Origin of the sequence: Cupriavidus pinatubonensis, from assembly GCF_019602855.1 — a bacterium.
GTDB lineage: Bacteria > Pseudomonadota > Gammaproteobacteria > Burkholderiales > Burkholderiaceae > Cupriavidus > Cupriavidus pinatubonensis.
The window spans coordinates 601,768-621,828 of record NZ_CP080766.1 but is presented as its reverse complement, the minus strand read 5'-3'; the positions used below and the strand labels follow the sequence as shown (position 1 = coordinate 621,828).

Annotated in this window: 17 protein-coding genes; 12 read left to right on the top strand and 5 right to left on the bottom strand. The window is 67.4% G+C overall.

From position 1 onward, the window contains the following. The first annotated feature begins 3 nt into the window (after positions 1–3). Both K2O51_RS02845 and K2O51_RS02840 read left to right on the top strand, forming a co-directional pair. The gene (locus K2O51_RS02845) at positions 4–1,314 is read left to right on the top strand and encodes a DUF1254 domain-containing protein (RefSeq protein WP_011299829.1); all 1,311 of its coding nucleotides are present in this window, start codon (positions 4–6) and stop codon (positions 1,312–1,314) included. Between the two features lie 66 nt (positions 1,315–1,380). Beyond that, on the top strand, positions 1,381–2,340 hold the full coding sequence (locus tag K2O51_RS02840) for a Bug family tripartite tricarboxylate transporter substrate binding protein (RefSeq protein ID WP_049796540.1): 960 nt from the start codon (positions 1,381–1,383) through the stop codon (positions 2,338–2,340). Positions 2,341–2,371: 31 nt separating this feature from the next. Here K2O51_RS02840 and K2O51_RS02835 read toward each other — a convergent pair whose 3' ends face one another. After that, entirely contained in the window at positions 2,372–3,625 is a 1,254-nt protein-coding gene (locus K2O51_RS02835) for an alkyl sulfatase dimerization domain-containing protein (protein ID WP_140951167.1), read from the bottom strand. Positions 3,626–4,019: 394 nt separating this feature from the next. Between K2O51_RS02835 and K2O51_RS02830 the strand changes: the two genes are divergently transcribed. From K2O51_RS02830 to K2O51_RS02805, 6 genes are all read left to right on the top strand, one after another. Continuing rightward, positions 4,020–5,237 (top strand): CaiB/BaiF CoA transferase family protein, encoded by a 1,218-nt coding sequence (locus tag K2O51_RS02830; protein WP_140951164.1) that lies wholly within the window; start codon positions 4,020–4,022, stop codon positions 5,235–5,237. After that, complete coding sequence (locus tag K2O51_RS02825; RefSeq protein ID WP_011299833.1) at positions 5,234–5,920, top strand: enoyl-CoA hydratase/isomerase family protein; 687 nt, start codon at positions 5,234–5,236, stop codon at positions 5,918–5,920. Before K2O51_RS02830 ends, K2O51_RS02825 begins: the two co-directional genes overlap by 4 nt. A 13-nt stretch (positions 5,921–5,933) precedes the next feature. Next, positions 5,934–7,157, top strand: coding sequence for an acyl-CoA dehydrogenase family protein (locus K2O51_RS02820; protein ID WP_011299834.1), 1,224 nt, complete (start codon positions 5,934–5,936; stop codon positions 7,155–7,157). A 26-nt stretch (positions 7,158–7,183) separates the two neighbouring features. Then, positions 7,184–8,341 carry an acyl-CoA dehydrogenase family protein gene (locus K2O51_RS02815; protein WP_011299835.1) on the top strand — a complete coding sequence of 386 codons (1,158 nt, stop codon included), beginning with the start codon at positions 7,184–7,186 and terminating at the stop codon, positions 8,339–8,341. A 94-nt stretch (positions 8,342–8,435) separates the two neighbouring features. Continuing rightward, positions 8,436–9,431: a Bug family tripartite tricarboxylate transporter substrate binding protein gene (locus K2O51_RS02810; protein ID WP_220630467.1), complete on the top strand. Its 996-nt coding sequence runs from the start codon at positions 8,436–8,438 to the stop codon at positions 9,429–9,431. Between the two features lie 62 nt (positions 9,432–9,493). Continuing rightward, positions 9,494–10,522: a porin gene (locus K2O51_RS02805; protein ID WP_425332981.1), complete on the top strand. Its 1,029-nt coding sequence runs from the start codon at positions 9,494–9,496 to the stop codon at positions 10,520–10,522. A 6-nt stretch (positions 10,523–10,528) separates the two neighbouring features. Here the strand turns inward: K2O51_RS02805 and K2O51_RS02800 are convergent, their stop codons facing one another. Together K2O51_RS02800 and K2O51_RS02795 are read right to left on the bottom strand one after the other, a co-directional pair. Then, positions 10,529–12,106 (bottom strand): aldehyde dehydrogenase (NADP(+)), encoded by a 1,578-nt coding sequence (locus K2O51_RS02800; RefSeq protein ID WP_220630466.1) that lies wholly within the window; start codon positions 12,104–12,106, stop codon positions 10,529–10,531. A 133-nt stretch (positions 12,107–12,239) separates the two neighbouring features. Next, on the bottom strand, positions 12,240–12,977 hold the full coding sequence (locus K2O51_RS02795; protein ID WP_220630652.1) for a FadR/GntR family transcriptional regulator: 738 nt from the start codon (positions 12,975–12,977) through the stop codon (positions 12,240–12,242). A gap of 157 nt (positions 12,978–13,134) precedes the next feature. Here K2O51_RS02795 and gudD point away from each other — a divergent pair, with 157 nt between their 5' ends. Together gudD and K2O51_RS02785 are read left to right on the top strand one after the other, a co-directional pair. After that, entirely contained in the window at positions 13,135–14,505 is a 1,371-nt protein-coding gene (gene gudD / locus K2O51_RS02790) for a glucarate dehydratase (protein WP_220630465.1), read from the top strand. Between the two features lie 56 nt (positions 14,506–14,561). Beyond that, on the top strand, positions 14,562–15,566 hold the full coding sequence (locus tag K2O51_RS02785) for a Bug family tripartite tricarboxylate transporter substrate binding protein (protein WP_220630464.1): 1,005 nt from the start codon (positions 14,562–14,564) through the stop codon (positions 15,564–15,566). Positions 15,567–15,581: 15 nt separating this feature from the next. Here K2O51_RS02785 and K2O51_RS02780 read toward each other — a convergent pair whose 3' ends face one another. Then, the gene (locus K2O51_RS02780) at positions 15,582–16,433 is read right to left on the bottom strand and encodes an EamA family transporter (RefSeq protein WP_220630463.1); all 852 of its coding nucleotides are present in this window, start codon (positions 16,431–16,433) and stop codon (positions 15,582–15,584) included. Between the two features lie 79 nt (positions 16,434–16,512). Beyond that, positions 16,513–17,649, bottom strand: a complete 1,137-nt coding sequence (locus tag K2O51_RS02775) for a 2-aminoethylphosphonate--pyruvate transaminase (RefSeq protein WP_220630462.1) — start codon at positions 17,647–17,649, stop codon at positions 16,513–16,515. A 342-nt stretch (positions 17,650–17,991) separates the two neighbouring features. On the opposite strand from K2O51_RS02775, the gene K2O51_RS02770 reads away from it, so the two are divergent. Continuing rightward, positions 17,992–18,690, top strand: coding sequence for a phosphonate utilization associated transcriptional regulator (locus K2O51_RS02770; protein WP_220630461.1), 699 nt, complete (start codon positions 17,992–17,994; stop codon positions 18,688–18,690). 35 nt (positions 18,691–18,725) lie between these two features. Continuing rightward, positions 18,726–20,030, top strand: a complete 1,305-nt coding sequence (gene phnA, locus K2O51_RS02765; RefSeq protein ID WP_425332976.1) for a phosphonoacetate hydrolase — start codon at positions 18,726–18,728, stop codon at positions 20,028–20,030. The last annotated feature ends 31 nt before the right edge of the window (positions 20,031–20,061 follow it).

Genomic DNA, 20,061 nt, shown 5'->3' with positions numbered 1-20,061 from the left:
TGCATGAACCATCCCGCGCCACAGTTGTTTTCCGCCCCCGTCTACAGCTCCAGCCAGGAAGCCCTGGTTGCCGCCGCCGCATTGCCTGTCGTGATCTATGGCTATCCGCTAATCGAGACCTTGCGCACCTGCCGCATACAGACCTCGGTCAGCACGGCTACCGGCTATGGCCGCGCGCCGGTCAATACACTGTCGGCCAGCGAGCGCCAGTGGACGCATGAAGACCGCGACGTCGTCACGCCCGCCAATGACCTGCTTTACTTCTGCGGCTGGATCAACCTGGCCGACGGACCGGTCACGCTGCGCGTGCCGCCGCTGCCCGAGCGCGACCGCTACTACGTGGTGGAACTGCTCGACGCCTGGACCAACAACTTCGAGAACCTCGGGCCGCGCAACGTGTCCGCCGAAGGCAGCACCGTCACGCTAGTCGGCCCCGGCCAGCAGGCCACCGGGAGCCATGTGGTGGCGTGCCCGACTTCGCTGGTCTGGCTGCTGGGCCGCGTGCTGGTGCAGGGCCCCGCCGACCTGGCCGCGGCGCATGCGTTCGAAAGCGGCTTTGCGCTCGATGCGCCCGCGAAGACCATGCCGGAATGCTTGCGCGCCTGGAGCGACACCGGCAACGAAGCGCTCGACTTCTTCCAGAACCTGTTCAATGCACTGCGCGAGTATCCGCCCGCCGAACGCGAGCAGGGCGTGCTGACGCTGCTGCGCAAGGCCGGCCTGAAGCTCGAGGGCGAGATCGACATCGCCGGCCTGCGCGCCGAAGTCCGTGCCGGCCTGGAGAATGCCTATCGTCAGGCCCTGCAGGTGATCGAGGCGCATACGCGCAGCCAGGGCCGCAAGAGCTGGGGCTACAGCATGAAGCTCGGGCTCTATGGCGACGACTGGCTGCAACGCGCCTGCACCGCGATGAAGGGCCTGGGCGCGCTGCGGGCCGACGAGGCGATCTACGCGATGGCCGATTTCGATGCCGACGGCGAACCGCTGCGTGGCGAGCACATGTACGAGCTGCGTTTCCCGCCCGGCATGCTGCCGCCCGCACAGGCGTTCTGGTCGGTGTCGCTGTATGGCGAGGACCGCTTCTTCAGCGCCAACGAGATCGGCCGCTATGCCGTGGGCGACCGCACGCCCGGCCTGCGCCTGGAACCGGACGGCGGGCTGGTCATCCCGATTTCACACCAGAGGCCGGCGCAGGCGGAGAACTGGCTGCCGGCGCCCGCGGGCTCGTTCTACCTGATCCTGCGTCTCTACCACCCGGCACCGGCCTTTATCGAAGGCCAGTACCGCATCCCCGCAGTGCGCCGCGTTTCCTGAGGAGCGAGGTCCATGAAGCTCAAGACAGACGACTACCCGATATCGCGCAGGGCCATGCTGGCCCGCATGCGCGACCTGTTGCTGCTGGGCGCGGCGCCCGCGCTGGCGCCATGGAGCGCGCTGGCGCAGGCCTATCCGTCGCGCACGGTGCGGCTGATTTCCCCGTACGGGCCGGGCGGATCCAACGATACCTCGGCCCGGCTGCTGGCCGAGTCGCTGAGCCGCAAGTACGGCCAGCAGTTCGTGGTCGAGAACAAGCCGGGGGCCGGCACCCGCGTCGCCAACGAAACGCTCGCGCGTGCCGCGCCGGATGGCTACACGCTGCTGTGGGCTGCCGCGCCGTTTGCGATCAACACGGCGGCCGGCCTGCCGCAGCAGTACGACATCCACAAGGATTTCGTGGCGGTGGGCCCGCGCGTGGTGGGCCCGGTATTCCTGATCGTCAAGGCCGATTCGCCGGCGCGCACAGTCGCGGACTTCGTGCGCATGGCGCGCGCGAAGTCGGGCGGCGCCACGTTTGCGTCGCCCGGCGCCGGCTCGGGGCCGCACCTGACCGCGGAGCTGTTTGCCGCACAGGCCAAGTTCAAGGTGCTGAACGTGCATTACCGTGGTGACGCGACGGCCTATACCGAACTGCTTGCCGGCCGCGTGGATGCCACGCTGACCGCGATCACGTCTGCGCTGCCGTTCATCAAGGCCGGCCAGTTGCGCGTGCTGGCGGTGGCGTCGGAGCAGCGCACGCCGGTCTATCCGGATGCGCCGACCTTCGCCGAGCAGGGGTTCCCCGGTGTGGTTGGCTACGGCTGGTTCGGCCTGCTGGCGCCGGCGCGTACGCCCGCCGCCATCGTCCAGCAGATCAACCGCGATGCCAGTGCCGTGCTCGCGGACAGCGATGTGCGCAACAAGCTCACGGCGCTCGGTCTGCAGCCCGAGCCTGGCGACAGCGCAAGCTTTGCACGGTTCATCGATGAGGAAGTGCGCAAGTGGGGCACCGTGATCAAGACCAGCGGCGTGGTGCTGGAGTAACCGGGCCAGCACGCACGCGACGAGCCGGCGCTCAGTGGATGCCGAAGGTATCGGCCGCGCCGTGTTCCAGCATGTCTGCAGCGGCGCCATACAGGCTGCGGGACACGTAGCTCCGTACCTCGCCCGCGCGCTGGCGCAGCCACCCGGCCTTGAGCCGGCGGGCTTCGGCCAGCGTGGGCGCGTCGCCGGGCGCGAGTGCGAGCACATCGACCACGTGCAGCGCCAGCTGGATCTCGCCGCGCGCGGCCAGGGACTGCGCGTGGCGGATCAGCGCGTCGTGGTCGGCCACTGCGGCAGCGATCTCGGCTGCGGCTTGCTCCGGCGCGGCGGGGTGCAGCGAGGTCGCGTTGCGGTCCCACCAGCCATTCTCCGAGCGATAGATATCGCGCGCGATATAGCTCGGATCGCCGTACGTGGGCCGCATCCACGGTTGGTCGAACAGTTCCGCGGGCGGCTTGAGCGCCGCAAGCATCTGGCGCTCGTTGCAGCCCGCGTTCATCAGCCGGACCACCTCGGCGCGCAGCCAGCGCAGCGCGCGCGCCGTCTGGCACAGCACGCGTTCGCATTCCTCCGCGCCGCGTAGCGTGGGGCCGAACTCGCGTACGACGGTGCGAGGTCCCAGCGCTGCCATGCGTTCCAGCGTCTCGGCCCAGCGCACGGTATCGCGCAGCGTGCGGAACGGCGTGCCGACGTTGGGAATGGAGTCGATCACGGCCGGGCCGCCGTACAGCAGCCGCCGTCCCGGCAGCCAGACTGCGATGGCATCGTCGGTCTCCGATGGCGCCCACAGGATCTCCGCACGGCCATTGCCCTGGCCAATCGTCACGCTGTCGGCAAACGTCTCGGTGGGCGCGGTGTGGCCGAGCTTGCCCGCCATGGCGCCGGCAGGGCGGCGGAACTGGATCTCGGCCATGCGTTCCTGCATGCGGCTGGTCTCGCGATAGCGCGCCTGGCGCGCCAGCACGTTCACGTGGGCGAGCACACGGGGCGCTGGCTCGCCGCGTGCGGCGGCATGGTCGAGCCATTGCTGCAGGCCAGCGTTGTAGCCCATATGGCCGTGGCTGTAGCAGATTGCCAGCACCGGCAGGCTGCTCTGCGTGCGCAGGGCTTCGATCATGCCAGCGGTCACGCGCCCGCCCGGGCCGCTGTCGACCACCAGCAGGCCGCCGCCGACATCCGCGACAAAGCTCTGCCCTTGCCCGTGCAACAGCCATACACCATCGTCGATGGCTTCGATGCCGGTGCCCGTTACCAGCGCGACGGCCCTTTCCTCGAGATCCTGCATGCGTGACTCCTTTCGCAAAATGGTGAATCCGGCTGGCTGCCATGCATGTCCACGGCAGCCGTCTTCAGCACGAATTTCAGGGCAAGCGGCGGAGGATTGGGATAGGGGAAACTCCGCGCCGCCGTTCCCCCATCACCCGTCGGGCCAGCGCTGGCGCGGCCCGGCGGCCGTTCGGGTTGGCGCCGTGTGAACCGGTGGTTAGCAGCGGGCATTGCGCGGCAGTTCCCCGCAAGCGCCGCACGCGCTAGCGCATACCCGGCAGCCTGGATAACCCCGGGGTGCTAACCGCAGGTTTACGCGGCAGCGATCCTGCCATCTGCCGCAAACGCCGCTGCTGCCGCATGATCCTTTCGCATCATCGCAACGCCGGGCAAACCGGCATGGAGTCCATGGCATGGCAAGCCGGCAAGACCTGCCCCTGGCAGGCATTCGGGTAGCGGAGTTTGGGCAGTTCATCGCAGCGCCAGGCGCGGCCATGATGCTGGCCGACCTCGGCGCCGACGTGGTCAAGGTGGAAGCGCTGCGCGGCGACAGCGCGCGGCGTTTCGACGGCACCAGCGCGCAGAGTCCGATGTTCCTCGCGTACAACCGTGGCAAGCGCGGCATCGCGCTGGATCTGCGCAGCAGCGGTGGCATGGAGGCTGCGCGGCGGCTCGCGCTGGCCAGCGACGTGGTGCTGCACAACACGCGTCACGGCGTGATGGAAGCGCTGGGGCTGGATGCCGCGACGTTGCGCGCTGAGAAACCCGAGCTGATCCATGCATCGATCAGCGGCTTCGGCACGCGCGGACCGTCGCGCTCGCGGCCGGGGCTCGATATCGCCGCGCAGGCCGAAAGCGGCATGATGTCCGTGACCGGCGAAGCCGGCGGACAGCCGCTGAAGGCGGGCTTTGCACTGATCGACGCGGCCACGGCACTGGCTGCGGCCAACGCGATTCTCGCTGCGCTGTTTCGCCGCCTCCGCACCGGCAAGGGCGAAACCATCGAGACGTCGCTATTGCAGGTTGGCGTGCAACTGCAGGCGCAGTTGTGGGCGGAGTTCCAATGCTCGGGCGCGCTGCCGGTGCGCAGCGGCAACAGCCAGCCCAAGGCCGCACCTGCGGCGGATGTCATCGCAGTGGCCGATGGCCATGTGGTGCTGTCCGCGTATCTCGACGAACACTGGGCGCGCCTGTGCGAAGCGATCGGCAACCCCGCGCTCGCGCAGGATCCGCGTTTCGCCAGCAATGCACTGCGTGTGCAGAACCGTCCGGCGCTGCTCGCGATCCTGCACGATGCGCTGCGCCATTTGAGCGGCGACGCTGCGCGTGCGCTGCTCGAACGCCATCAGGTCGTGGTCGGCGTGGTGCGGGATTACCACCAGGTCGGCGCCAGTTCCGATGTGCGCGCCAGCGGCATCCTGCGCGCGGTTGGCAATGGCGAAGGCGGCCTGCTCGAACTGCCAGGGCTGCCGTTCTCGATGGAGAGCCTGCAAGGGGATGGTATTCCCGCCGTGCCTCGGCTGGGCCAGCACACCACTGAAGTGCTGACCGAGCTTGGCTACGGTGCCACTGAAATTGATGAACTGGCCTGCGCCGGCGCCATTGGCTGCGAGCAAGGAGTGACTGCATGAGTGAAGCGGCAATAACCTCACCGGTACTGCTGGAGCGCCATGCCGGCTGGACCGAGATCGTGTTGAACCGGCCCGAGCGCCGCAATGCCATCGACATTGCGCTAGCCAGCGCGCTGGCCACCGCCATCGACAGCGTCAACGCCGACGACAGCACGCGTGCCGTGCTGCTGCGCGGCGCCGATGGCGCGTTCTGTTCGGGACTGGATCTGAAGGCGCTGCAGGCCGAGCCGGACGGCATGGCGAAATTCGCGCAGGTCTGGGAGCGTGTCCACCTGTCGCTGCTACAGAGCGAGAAGGCGTGGATCGTGGCGCTGGAGCGCCATGCGGTCAACGGCGGCGCGGCACTGGCTCTGGCCGGCGACCTGATGGTGTGCGGCGCCGGCGCCTTTCTGCAGATCGGCGAGATCCGCCTTGGCATGGCCGCGCCGCGCAATGCGGCATGGCTGGCACTGCGCCATTCCGAAGCGGTCGCCGCGCGGCTGTGCCTGCTTGGCGATCGCGTACCCGCCGCTGACCTGCTTCGGCTTGGCGTGGCCACGGAAGTCACCGACGACACGCAGGTGCTCGACCGCGCGCGCGACCTGGCCACGACCATTGCCGCTTTCCCGGCCGGCGGCGTGACCGCGATCAAGCGTGGCATGCGTGCCGCCAGCACGCGCATGGCGCGCGATACCCACGACTGAAGCGAGATCCCGCATGAGTGAATCCATCACGACTGACAGCGAAGCCTCCCTGGAGGCATTCCGCCGCGAGGTCCGCGACTTTGTTGCGCAGGCCTTGCCGGAAATCGTGCGCGAGAAGGTGCGCCTGGGCCTTGAGGTCAGCAAGGACGAAATGGTCGCCTGGCAGCACCGGCTGGCCGAACGCGGCTGGCTGGCGCCGCACTGGCCGCGCGACTGGCAGGGCCTAGGCTGGAGCGCCGAGCGGCGCGCCGTGTTCCAGGAGGAACTGGTGCTCGCCCACGCGCCGGAGACCGGTGGCATCTCGATCGAGATGATCGGGCCGATTCTGATCCGCTACGGCACGCCGGCGCAGCAGCAGTATTTCCTGCCGCGCATCCTTAATCTGGAGCACTGGTGGTGCCAGGGGTATTCGGAGCCCAACGCGGGGTCGGACCTCGCATCGCTGAAGACGCATGCGGTGCGCAAGACGCGCGCCGACGGCACCGAAGTCTATGTCGTCAATGGCAGCAAGATCTGGACGTCGTACGCGCAGTACGCGGACTGGATCTTCTGCCTGGTGCGGACTGACAGCGCGGCGCGCGCGCAGCAGGGCATCAGCTTCCTGCTGATCGATATGCGCAGCCCCGGCATCAGCGTGCGGCCGCTCGTAGGCATCCACGGCTGGCACCTGTTCAACCAGGTGTTCTTCGACGATGTCGAGGTGCCCGTCGACCACCGCGTCGGCGACGAGAACGCGGGCTGGACGATCGCCAAGTCGCTGCTCGAGCATGAGCGGCTGAACCTCGCCCGCGTGGCCGAGAACCGGCGCCGGCTGGTCAAGGTGCGCGCCATTGCCGCGGAAGTCGAAGAAGCCGGACAGCCGCTGATGGAACGGCCGTGGTTTGCGCGCCGCTATCGTGAACTCGACGTGCGACTGGAAGCGCTGGCCGCGACCGTGCTGCGCTTTCGGCAGCGGGCGCGTGCGGGCGAGCGGCTCGGTCCCGAGACCGGCATGCTCAAGCTGCTCGGCAGCCGCCTGATCCAGGACATCGAGAACCTCGCCGTCGACGCGCTCGGCCCCGGCACGCTCGCCTACGACCGCGCGGCGCACTTCGAGCCGGCGGCGCCACGCTCCGGGCAATCCGCGTACTCGGCAGCCGCTTCCGCGAGGCGCTTCGTGACGCGTGGCTACACCATCGCTGGCGGCTCCAGCGAGATCCAGCACGAACTGCTGGCCAAGCAAGTGCTCGGGCTCTAACAAACTCTGCGAAAGGAACGGAACCCATGAGCGATTCCCACGACGACCGCCGCATGCTGCGGGAAAGCGTACGGCGCTATGTCGAACGCGACTATGGCTTTGAACAGCGCCGCGCGGCGCTGGCGGAGCCGGGCGGCTTCTCGCGCAGGCACTGGCAGGCATTTGCCGAGTTCGGCTGGCTGGCGCTCGGCCTGCCCGACGCCTGTGCCGGGTTTGGCGATGCATCGGACCAGGCCGTATTGGCCGAGGCGCTCGGATGTGCTCAACCCGCCGAGCCGTGGCTGGCCAATGCCGCCTTGTGCGGCCCGCTGCTGGCCGCTTGCGGCGACGCTGCACATGCCGTCACCGCAGCCGCGATGGCGGAGGGCAGGACGATGCTGGCGCTGGCCGCATGGGAGGCGCAAGGGCGTTATGACGCCTTCGATGTCGCTACGTCTGCAGAGCCACGGCAAAGCGCAGGCCCCATCGACTGGATGCTGGATGGGCGCAAGACGCTGGTGCTCGGCGGCGGCTGTGCCGACATCCTGCTCGTACTGGCGCGCAACAGCGGCCAGCGCCGCGACCGCGATGGCCTCACGCTGTTCGCCGTGCCAGCCGGCACACGCGGCGTCGCCATCGAGGCATTGCCGACATATGACGGCCGCCAGACCGCCACGGTCACGCTGCGGCGTGTGAGCGTTCCCGACAGCGCGCGAGTCGGTGCCGTCGGCGGTGCGTGGCCGAGCGTCGAAGCCGCTATCGATCGCGCCACTACCATGGCCTGCGCGGAAGCCGTGGGCACCATGGCGCGCGCGTTCGAGCTGACGCGCGATTACCTCGTTACGCGTGAGCAGTTCGGCCGGCCGCTGTCCGCCAACCAGGTGATCCGCCACCGGCTGGTCGACCTCTATGTCAGCGTGGAACAGGCGCGTGCCATCACCGAAGCGGCCGCCGCTGCGCTGCAGGGCGATGCGGCAGCGCGGATGCGTGCGGTCTCGCTCGCCAAGGCCTTCGTCTCGGTCGCGGGACGCGCGCTCGGCGAAGACGCGGTGCAGCTGCACGGCGCGGTCGGCATGACCGATGAGATGGAAGTTGGCCACTGCTACAAGCGGCTCGCCGCGCTGGCCAACCTGTTCGGCGATGCCGACTGGCACTACGAACGGCTTTCTGCCGTCGATCCCGCGGATCAGGCGCTGGCCGCCTGAGCCGCATTACCCGGGGCGCCTGCGAGCGCCCATACACAACACGCCGGCAACGCACCGGCATGGGCGGCCAATGCGCCGCAATGGAGACCACATCATGTTCAGCCAGCACACCGGCATCCGCAGGGCCGGCGCGGCACTCGCCGTACCACTGGCCTTGGCCAGCGCCGCCGCCGCGCACGCCGAAGCCCCATACCCGAACCGCCCGATCCGCGTGGTGCTGCCCTCCGGCGCCGGTACCGTGACGGACCAGACTGCCCGGCTGATTGCCGAGCGGCTAAGCACGTCGCTCAAGCAGCCGGTGGTCATCGACAACCGCCCCGGTGCCAACGGCATCATCGCCAGCGAAACCGTGGCGCGCGCCGCGCCGGACGGCTACACGCTGCTGTTCACCTATTCGGCCACGCTGACGGTGAACCCGTGGACCACGCCGTCGCTGCCGTACGACCCGCTCAAAGACTTCACGCCGATCGCGCGCCCCAGTGCGCCCGGCGGCAACCTGCTCGCGGTCAGCGCGAGCGTGCCGGTGCACAACCTGCGGGAGTTCCTGGCCTATGTGAAAGCCAGCAAGTCGGAACTCGCATATTGCTCATGGGGCGTGGGTTCGGGCGGCCATCTGGCGATGGAGTACCTGAAGGCCAAAACCGGCATCCGCCTGCGCCATATCCCCTACAAGACCGCGACCCAGTGCAGCAATGACCTGGCAGCCGGCCACGTGACCATCGGCATCACCGATTCGGTCTCGTCGATTCCGCACCTGAAGTCGGGCCGCATTCGCGGCATTGCGGTCTCGGGGCCCGAGCGGCTGCTGCCCACGCCTGACGTGCCGACCATGACGGAGCAGGGCGTGCCGTTCCAGCAGGCGAGCTGGGTCGCGCTGTTCGGACCGAAGGGCCTGCCGGCGCCCATCGTCGCGCGGCTCAACGCCGAGGTGAACCGCGTCCTGCAGTCGCCGGAGGACCGCGAACGCTTCACCTCCATGAACCTGAAGCCGGCGGCGCCGACGAGCGCGGCGGAGCTGGGCAAGCTGGTCAGTTCCGACCTGGCCGCCTGGGGCGAGGTAGTGAAGATCGCAGGACTCAAGGCGCAGTAGGGCACAACACAACAGTCAGTGAACGGGAGAGTGCAAGCGTGAAGGCAAGACAGTGGATGGCAATGGGGGCGACTGGGGCGGCGCTGGCCGCCGGCAATGCGGCAGCGGGAACGATGCAGCTGTTCGGCGTGGTGGATGCCTCACTCGAATATGCGAAGGGATCGGACAGCGTGGTGCGGATGCGCGAAGGCCAGCAGGCGGCCTCGCGCTGGGGGATTCGCGGCATCGAGGACCTTGGCGGCGGATTGAAGGCTAACTTCCTGGTCGAGTCGGGCTTCAACATCGACACCGGCACGGAGTTCTTCGGCAACAACCGGCTGTTCGGGCGGCAGGCCTACATGGGCCTGTCGGATGGCTGGGGCGAATTCCGGCTCGGCCGCCAGTACACGCCGTCGTTCTATGCGTTGCTGCGGCTCGATCCGTTCCTGCTCAACGGCGCGGTGTCGCCGTTCAACCTGCTCAGTGCCACGGCATCGCAGGGCACCGGGCATGTGGCCTATGGCGCGCGCTTCGACAATGCCGTGCAGTACTTCTCACCGAACTGGGGCGGCTTTTCCTTCACGGCCGCGGTGGCGCCGGGGGAAGTCCCCGGGACGCCGCGCTCAGGCCTGAACTTCGGCATGAACGCGACGTACGAGGCGGGCAACGCGTATGCGTTCTACAGCTACCAGGGCATGTACACGGGCGCCAACGTGCCCGTCGATACCACGCTGACATCGAACCATTTCATCGGTGGCTCTTACCGGTTCCAGCCGATCGAAGTCGGCTTGCTGTTCAGCACGGCCAGCAGCAACCGGCCTGATACGCGCTCGGCGCGCCACTATGGCGTGACGTTCAGCTGGACGGTGACGCCGCGCGACACGTTCAAGGCCGCCGCGGTCAAGCGGCAGATCCTGGGCGGTGGCGAGCGCCCGCTCGCGGTGACGCTCGGCTGGGACCATGACCTGAGCAAGCGCACCACGGCCTATCTGCGCGCGGTGCTCGTGCACAACAGCCCCGGTGGCAGCGTCACCAACAACAGCATTGCGATCGATCCGGGCAGCGGGGACGATGCCAGGTCCGTCAGCGTCGGTTTGCGCCACCGGTTCTGAAGACCCTCAGCCCTTCGCGGGTTGGCCGTCCTTCAGGCGCCACAGGTCCAGCGGATTGCCGTCCTGCAACGCAGGCGGCAGCAGTTCCGCGGGCACGTTCTGGTAGCACACCGGCCGCAGGAAGCGGTCCATCGCCGTGGTGCCGACCGAGGTCGTGCGCGTATCGGACGTGGCGGGGAAGGGGCCGCCGTGAACCATGGCGTAGGACACTTCAACGCCGGTCGGGTAGCCATTGAACAGGATGCGGCCCACCTTGCGCTCCAGCAGCGGCAGCAGTTGCGCGGCCAGCGCGTAGTCGCCACGGTCTGCTTGCACGGTGGCGGTCAGTTGGCCTTCCAATTGCTGCGCGACGGCGAGCAGGTCTTCCCCATCGCGGCAGACCACCAGGACTGTGGAAGGGCCGAACACTTCGGCATGCATGCGCGGATCGGCGATAAAGCGCTGCGCCGTGGTTTCGAATACTGCGGCGCAGGCCTGGTTCGGGCCGGTGCTCGCCTGGCCGGTCGCGGTGCGGGCGAGACCGGGGATGTCCGACAGACTGGTGATGCCATGTTCGAACGCGCGCTGAATACCCGGCGTCAGCATCGTCCCGGCCGGCTTCGCGGTCACTGCGGCGCCGGCCGCCGCGCGGAACGTGTCGAGCGCCGGGCCTTCGAGCGCGAGCAGCAGGCCGGGGTTGGTGCAGAACTGTCCCACGCCGAGCACCAGCGAATCGGCCAGTTCGCGGGCAATGGCTTCGCCGCGCGCCGACAGCGCCTCGGGCAGCAGAAAGACCGGGTTGATGCTGCTCATCTCCGCATAGACGGGAATCGGCTGCGCGCGGTTGCTCGCGACCTGCATCAGCGCCAGGCCGCCGCTGCGCGAGCCGGTGAAGCCCACGGCCTGGATGGCTGGGTGCGCGACCAGTTCCGTACCGACGGTGTGACCTGCGCCGGTCAGCAGCGAGAACACGCCCTCTGGCAGGCCGGCATCGGCAACGGCCTTGCGGATCGCGCGGCCGACCAGTTCCGACGTGCCTGGATGCGCGGGATGCGCCTTGGCCACCACGGGGCAGCCGGCGGCCAGCGCCGAAGCGGTGTCGCCGCCAGCCACGGAGAACGCCAGCGGGAAGTTGCTGGCGCCGAATACGGCCACCGGGCCGATTGCGATCTTCTGCATGCGCAGGTCCGGGCGCGGCGGCGTGCGTTCGGGCAGGGCCCTGTCGAGCGTGGCCGACTGCCAGCGACCGGCGCGCAGCACGCTGGCGAACAGGCGCAACTGACCGGTGGTGCGGCCGCGCTCGCCTTGCAGGCGGGCGATGGGCAGCGCACTTTCGGCGTGGGCGCGTTCGATCAATGCATCGCCCAGCGCTTCGATCTGGTCGGCGATTGCTTCGAGGAAACGTGCGCGCTGGTCAGGCGACGTCGCGCGGAAGGTGTCGAACGCCCCTTCGGCCAGTTCGCAAGCGCGTGCCACATCATCGGTGCCGGAGGCGTGGAATTCGGGCTCGAGCGTCTCCCCCGTGGCCGGGTTGATCGCGTGGAAGGGTTCGCTGCTGCCGCGCACGGCGCTCGCGCCGATCAGCATTTCGCCGGTTATCGTCATGGCTGGGGTTTCCTGCAGAAGAAGGGTGCGGGGGCACCATCAAACGGAATGATCGGCCTGAGCATGCTGCCGAATCTCATAGGACATCATATGACATGCGACGGTCGTCCGCAACAGTAGGGACGACGCAGGCTCAGGCTGCCGCGGACGCCTTGCGCAGGCGCTCGCGGCTGTTGGTCAGGTGCATGCGCATGGCGGCCTTGGCGGCCTCCGGGTCGCGGCGCTCGATGGCGTCGTAGATGTTCTCGTGCTCGACATGCACGCGTTCCAGATACTGGGCGCGCTCCTGCGTATTGACCTGCAGGCGGCTGCGCGGGATCAGCATGGTGCCCAGGTGGCCCATGATGTCGGTGAAGTAGCGGTTGCCAGTGGCGCGCGCGATGGACAGGTGGAACTCGAAATCGGCGCCGACGGCGTCGCTGCCTTCGGTCGTATTGCGCTTCATGGCGTCGAGCGCACGGCGCATGGCGGCCAGATGTTCGTCGCCGCGGCGCGTCGCCGCCAGGCCGGCGGCTTCCGCTTCCAGGCTCACGCGAAACTCCAGCATGGCCAGCACATCCATGGCGGTGCCCATGGCGGCGGTGTCGATGCGGAATGGTGACGGCGTTTCGGCAGGGCGCGCGAGCACGAACGTGCCAATCCCGTGACGCGTTTCCACCAGGCCGCTGGCCTGCAGGCGCGACAGCGCCTCGCGCACGACGGTGCGGCTCACGCCAAACGTGGCCATGACCTCGGATTCGGTGGGCAGCTTGTCGCCCGGCTTCAGCTGTCCCTGGCGAATGCGCTCGGTCAGGCCGCTGACCACTTCTTCGGCAAGCGTACGGCCGCGGCGGCGCAGCGGTGCGGGCGAAGTCATCTGGGCGTCGGGCATGGTCATGGGAATGGCGTAGGGAAATTGCGGCCTTGACCTGGCCGGGATGCCGTCATTATACTCGGTTGTAAGTCATACGACGACTGATAACGTATGCTAAAGCATTCAAGCATGCGCCGCCAACAGCGCATGCCAATCAGACCCTGGAGCAGCCCGCATGAACGCCACGCAAGCCGCCATCCCTGGCATTCCCGGCAACAGCGCCGCCACGCCGGTCGTGACCGAACTGACCGTGGTGCCGGTCGCCGGCCACGACAGCATGCTGATGAACCTGTCGGGCGCGCATGGCCCGTACTTCACGCGCAATATCGTGATCCTGCGCGACAGCGCGGGCCATACCGGCGTGGGCGAAGTGCCGGGCGGGGAGGGTATCCGACAGACGCTCGAAGACGCGCGGACGCTGGTGGTGGGGCAACCCATCGGCCAGTACCAGGCCGTGCTCAACCGCGCGCGTGCCGCGTTTGCCGGGCGCGACGCGGGCGGCCGCGGCCTGCAGACGTTCGATCTGCGCATTGCCATCCACGCCGTGACGGCGCTGGAAGCGGCGCTGCTCGATCTGCTTGGCAAGCATTTGCAGGTTCCCGTGGCGGCGCTGCTTGGCGAAGGCCAGCAGCGTGATGCGGTCGAGATGCTCGGCTACCTGTTCTATATCGGCGACCGCCGCCGCACCACGCTCGACTACCGTACCGAGCCGGATGCCGGCAACGACTGGTTCCGCCTGCGCAATGAAGAAGCCATGACGCCCGAGGCCGTCGTGCGCCTGGCCGAGGCCGCTTACGAGCGCTATGGCTTCAATGACTTCAAGCTCAAGGGCGGCGTGCTGCGCGGCGACGAGGAGATGGAAGCGATCATCGCGCTGCACGAGCGCTTCCCGAAAGCGCGCGTCACGCTCGATCCGAACGGCGGCTGGCTGCTGGCCGACGCGATCCGCCTGTGCCGCGACAAGCACGGCGTGCTGGCCTACGCGGAAGATCCGTGCGGCGCCGAAGACGGCTACTCTGGCCGCGAGATCATGGCCGAGTTCCGCGCGGCGACGGGCTTGCCGACCGCCACCAACATGATCGCCACCGACTGGCGCCAGATGGGCCATGCGGTGCGGCTGCAATCGGTCGATATCCCGCTGGCCGATCCGCATTTCTGGACCATGCAGGGCTCGGTGCGCGTTGCGCAGATGTGCGCCGAGTGGGGCCTGACATGGGGCTCGCATTCCAACAACCACTTCGATATCTCGCTGGCGATGTTCACTCACGTGGCCGCCGCCGCGCCGGGCCGTATTACCGCGATCGACACGCACTGGATCTGGCAGGACGGCGAACACCTGACGCGCGACCCGCTGAAGATCGAAGGCGGCATGGTGCAGGTGCCCAAGACGCCGGGCCTTGGCGTGGAGCTGGACATGGACGCGCTCGCGCGCGCCAACGCGCTCTACCAGGAGAAGGGCCTCGGCGCCCGCGATGATGCGATCGCCATGCAGTTCCTGATTCCGGGCTGGAAATTCAACAACAAGGCACCCTGCATGGTCCGCTAGGGCTGCTGCACAGCCACCACACAACACACAGCGACATAAAACAACAGGAGACAACCATGATCAAACTTTCCACGCTGCTGCGCCGCTGTGCGGGCGCGGGCATTGCCCTGGCTGCGGTAGCCATGGCCGTCGCTGGCGGCACCGCAACGGCCGCCAGCCCGGCCTGGCCACAGAAGCCCGTATCGGTAGTCGTGCCGTTCCCGGCCGGCGGCTCCACCGACACGATCGCGCGCATGCTCGCCGTGCCGCTCAACGAAAAGCTCGGCCAGCCCTTCGTCATCGACAACCGCCCCGGCGCCACGGGTGCGATCGGCGCGACCTTCGTCAAGCGCGCGCCGGCGGACGGCTACACGATGATGGTCGCCTCGATCGGCGTCTATGCCGTCAATCCGTTCCTGCAGAAGAACCTCGGCTATGACCCGGCCAAGGACTTCGACCTGCTCACCGTGGCCGTGCGTGCGCCCAATGTGCTGGTCGCCAACCCTAACTTCCCGGCCAAGACGCTGCAGGAGCTGGTCAGCTACATGAAGAAGAACCCCGGCAAGGTCAGTTTCGCGACCTCGGGTGCCGGTTCGTCGGATCATCTGACTGCCGCGCTGTTCTGGCAGAAGAGTGCCACCGAAGGTCTGCACGTGCCCTACAAGGGCGGTGCGCCGGCCATCTCCGACCTCCTGGCCGGGCAGGTCGACGTGTCGTTCCAGAACATCAACGCGGTGCTGCAGCACATCCGCAGCGGCAAGTTGCGCGCGCTCGCGGTGACTTCAGACAAGCGCGCCGCGGTGCTGCCGAACGTGCCGACCATGGCCGAAGGTGGCGTGAAGGATGTGGAGGTCTATTCCTGGCAAGGCGTGGCGGCCCCGCGCGGCCTGCCGGCTGACGTGAAGAGCCGACTTCACGGCGCACTGGTCGGTGCACTTAACGAGCCGAAGATGCGTGACAAGCTGGCCGAGAACGGCTTCGAGGTCGTGGGCAATACGCCGGAGCAGTTCGCACAGTTCGAGAACCAGGAACTCAAGCGCTGGAAGACGGTGATCGAGCAGGGCAAGATCACCATCGAATAAGGCGCGGCTGAGGCGCTAGCGCGCGAGCTGTAGCGTGATGATCCCTGCCAGGACCAGCGCCGTGGCGGCAAGCCGGCGTCGGTCGAATGGCTCGCGCAGCAGGAAGTGGCCAAGCAGCGCGGCGAAGATGACGCTCGATTCGCGCAGCGCGGCGAGCTTGGCCACCGGCGCCAGCGTCATCGCCCAAAGCATCAGCGCGTACGAGCCCACGCGGTTGATGCCCCCGATCCACGCGCGCTTCCATTCGCTGCGCAGCAGCGTCACCAGCGCCTGTCCGCGCCGGGCAAAGGCGTAGGACGGCATGAAAATGTGCGACAGCGCCTGCAGCCAGACGATGTAGGTGAAGACCTCGCCGTAGCGCTTGACGGCAGTGCCGTCGATGACTGTGCCGCCGGCCAGGCACGCGCCCGCCAGCAACGCAAAGCCAAGCAGGTCAGGCGCCTGCTGGCGCCAGCGCACCAGGCTGACCAACCCGCAGCAGATCAGCGCGATGCCGGCATAGCCGCCGGGCCCCAGGCGTTCGCTGCCGGTCAGCAGCAGGATGATTGCCACCATCATCGGTGCCGAACCGCGCATCAGCGGATAGGCCTGGCTGAAATCGCCGCGGTTGTAGGCGGCCACCAGCGAGAGCTTGTATCCCACCTCCAGTGCCACTGTGGCCATCAGGAACGGCCATACCTGCGGCGCCGGCAACGGCACGAAAAACAGCAACGGCGCCGCCGCGAGCAGGCAGAACGTGTCGATCAGCGCCATCGACGAAAGCCGGTCGCCACCGACCTTGATGATGGCATTCCAGGAAGCATGCATCAGCGCGGACAGCATGACGGCTGCGAACGCCATGCCGTGGAAGTCGGCGGGAAGGGGCATCAATATGGTCTTGGTGGCGCTGGCAGGGTGAGCCCTTCCACCGCTGGCGGGAAAGGGCGTGGGCTGGAAACAGACGGGGTCAGGCGGCCCGCACCCGCCCTTCGGGCTGCATGCTGATGCCCATCTCGCGCAACGTCTCGCCGATCGCCGAGACGACATTGCGCATCTCGTTGTCGTCGATCGCGCCGATGCAACCGACGCGGAACGTCTCCACCTGCGTCAGCTTGCCCGGGTACAGGATGTAGCCGCGGGAGCGCACTTTTTCATAGAACGTCCTGAAGTCATAGCGGGCGTCGGCGGGCGCGTGAAACGTCACGATGATCGGCGCCTGCACATCGGGCGACAGAAACGGACGGAAGCCCAGCACCGCCATGCCTTGCACCAGCGTTTCATAGTTGCGGCGGTAGCGCTCGCCGCGCACCGGCTGGCCGCCTTCCTCGAGGAACTGGTCCAGCGCCGTGCGGAAGGCCGCGACCACGTGCGTGGGCGGCGTGAAACGCCACTGGGTGGTCTTCTGCATGTAGGTGTACTGGTCGTACAGGTCCAGCGCCAGCGAATGGCTGTTGCCCTGGCTGCCTTCCAGCACGGTCTTCTTCACCAGCACGAAACCCATGCCCGGCACGCCCTCGATGCACTTGCCGGTCGCCGCGACCAGCGCGTCGAATGGCATCGTGCGCGCATCGATCTCGATCGCGCCGAACGAACTCATGGCATCGACGATCAGTCCCTTGCCCAGGCGCGCACACACGGCCGCAATTTCGGGCAGCGGATTGAGCACGCCCGCGCCGGTCTCGCAGTGGACTTGCGCCACGTGCGTGATCGACGGGTCCTTCTTGAGCGCCGCTTCGATCGCGGCCGCCGTGGCGGGCCGGTCCTCGGGAATCGGCAGTTCCACGTGGGCGCGGCCCAGCACCTTGCAGATCTTCAGAATGCGCTGGCAGTAGGCGCCGTTCTGCGGCACCAGCATCTTGCCGTCGCGCGGCACCACGTTCGCAATGGCTGCTTCGACGGAGAAGGTGCCGCTGCCCTGCATCGGCACGCAGACGTGCGTGCCTTCGCCATGGACGATGCGCACCAGGTCCTCGCACAGGCTTCCTGTGATGGCGTTGAAGGCGGCGTCCCACGATCCCCAGTCGCGCAGCATCGCCTGCTTGGTGGCCAGCGATGTGGTGAGAGGGCCGGGGGTGAGAAGGATCGGATCGTTGCCGCGGATCATGTCGGGCTCCTGGTGTTGGGAGGGAGAGAGGGTTGTCGGATCAGTGTCTGACCGACGATGCCGCCAGGGCGTCCGTGACGAAGCTTTGGCAGTCGGTTCTGTGGCATTGTAGTTGGCATTTTGTGTCAATGTGGTGAATTTGTGTTGTTATAAAAAAGTACATATTCACGCACATTTATTTCGTAACCTATTGAATTTAAGTGAAACAACCGAGCTTCGACATTCGAGCGCCGCGACAGATTCCCTCTTCGCCTTCTGATGATTGTTGACAATAGACAAGGTGCTTGATTTAATCGCAGCCAGCAAACCTGCCGTGGCGCGAGCGCCGAAGCCGGAGTCTTCATGTCTATCCAAGCCCCGCTTGCGAGCGAAATCTCGATCCTGCAGAGCCAGTCGCTGACCACGCTGGTCCAGCGCGAACTGGAGACGCGGATCATGTCCGGCGGTCTTGTCCCCGGGGCCAAGCTCAATGAGATCGAGGTGGCGGGGCAGCTCAATGTGTCCCGCGGCCCGGTGCGCGAGGCATTCCGGGCACTGGAACAGGCCGGCCTGCTGCGCATGGAGAAGAACAGGGGCGTGTTCGTACGCGCCATCTCGCTGCAGGAAGCCGACGAGATCTATGAACTGCGCGCGGTGCTGGACGAGCACGTCGGCCGGGCGCTGGCGGCCCATGCTACGGCCGAGGGCGTGCGGGAATTGCGCGCCTTCATCGAAGGGTTGGCCCGCGCCAGTACCGACGGCGACGTGGATTCGTACACGCGCCTGAACCTGCGCTTCCATGACCGCATGGTCGAACTGACCGGCAACGGCAAACTCGTCGATACCTACCGCCGTCTCGTCAAGGAACTGGCGTTGTTCCGCCGCGAGGCACTGTCCGGCAACAGCGCAGCCATGCCCGATTCGACACGCGAGCACCGTGAAATTGTCTCCGCCATTGCCGCGCGCGATGCCGATCTGGCGGGACGCCTCATGCGCGAGCACGTCGAGCGCGGCCGCGCCCGGCTGCATGCCGCCGTGGCCCCCGCGCAGGCAAACGCCTGATTACGCCGCGCCGGGGCAGTACATTGCCCGGCGCCATGAAAACCGAACCAAGTCCCGCACTGATCGTCGTCATGCCTGAAAGCCAAGCCTTGCCCCGCACCGTCACCGTCAACCAGCGCACTTACCAGTGGATGCAGCAGCCCGTCGTCGTGGTCTGCGTCGACGGCTGCGAGTACGACTATCTCCAAGCCGCGGCCGCCAGCGGCAGCGCGCCATACCTGAAGCGCGTGCTGGCTGAAGGCTCGGCCTTCCAAGGCAAGTGCGTGGTGCCGACCTTCACCAACCCGAACAACCTGTCGATCGTGTGCGGCGCGCCGCCGGCCGTGCATGGCATCTGCGGCAACTACTTCTTCGACCGCACGGCCAATGGCGGCAAGGGCGAGGAAGTCATGATGAACGACCCGAAATACCTGCGCGCCGGCACCATCCTGGCCGCGTTTGCCGATGCCGGTGCCAGCGTTGCCGTGGTCACCGCCAAGGACAAGCTGCGCCGCCTGCTGGGCCACGGCATGCGCGGTATCTGCTTTTCGTCGGAGAAGGCGGACCAGGCCACGGTCGAGGAGAACGGTATCGATGGCGTGCTCGAACTGGTCGGCATGCCAGTGCCGGACGTCTACAGCGCGGAGCTATCGGAATTCGTCTTTGCGGCCGGGGTGCGCCTGATGGAAACGCGCCGCCCGGACCTGATGTACCTGTCCACGACCGATTACATCCAGCACAAGTTCGCGCCCGGCTCGGACGGCGCCAACGCGTTCTACGCGATGATGGACAAGTACCTCGCGCACCTCGAAGCGCTGGGCTGCGTGGTGGCGCTGACGGCCGACCACGGCATGAACGCCAAGCATGACGACGCGACCAAGGCGCCCAACGTCATCTACCTCCAGGACCAGCTCGATGCCTGGCTCGGCCGCGGCGTGGAAGCGGGCGGCGCCCGCGTGATCCTGCCGATCACCGATCCGTACGTGGTGCACCACGGCGCGCTGGGTTCTTATGCGACGATCTACCTGCCCGAGGATGTCGACGCAGCGGCGATCCGCGCGCAACTGGCCGGGTTACCCGGCGTGGAAGACGTCATGGACAACGCCGAAGCGTGCGCACGTTTCGAATTGCCGACCGACCGCGTGGGCGACCTCGTCGTGGTCAGCGAGAAGCATGTGGTGCTCGGCACGAGCCACGCGCGGCACGACCTGTCCGGTCTCGATGCGCCGCTGCGTTCGCACGGCGGCGTGTCCGAGCAGACGGTACCGCTGGTGTTCAACCGCACCACGGCCGGCATTCCCGGCAAGGCCGTGCTGCGCAATTTCGATATTTTCGATGTGGCGCTGAACCATCTGCACTGAACCGCCCATCCTGTGAACGCAATACGGAGAC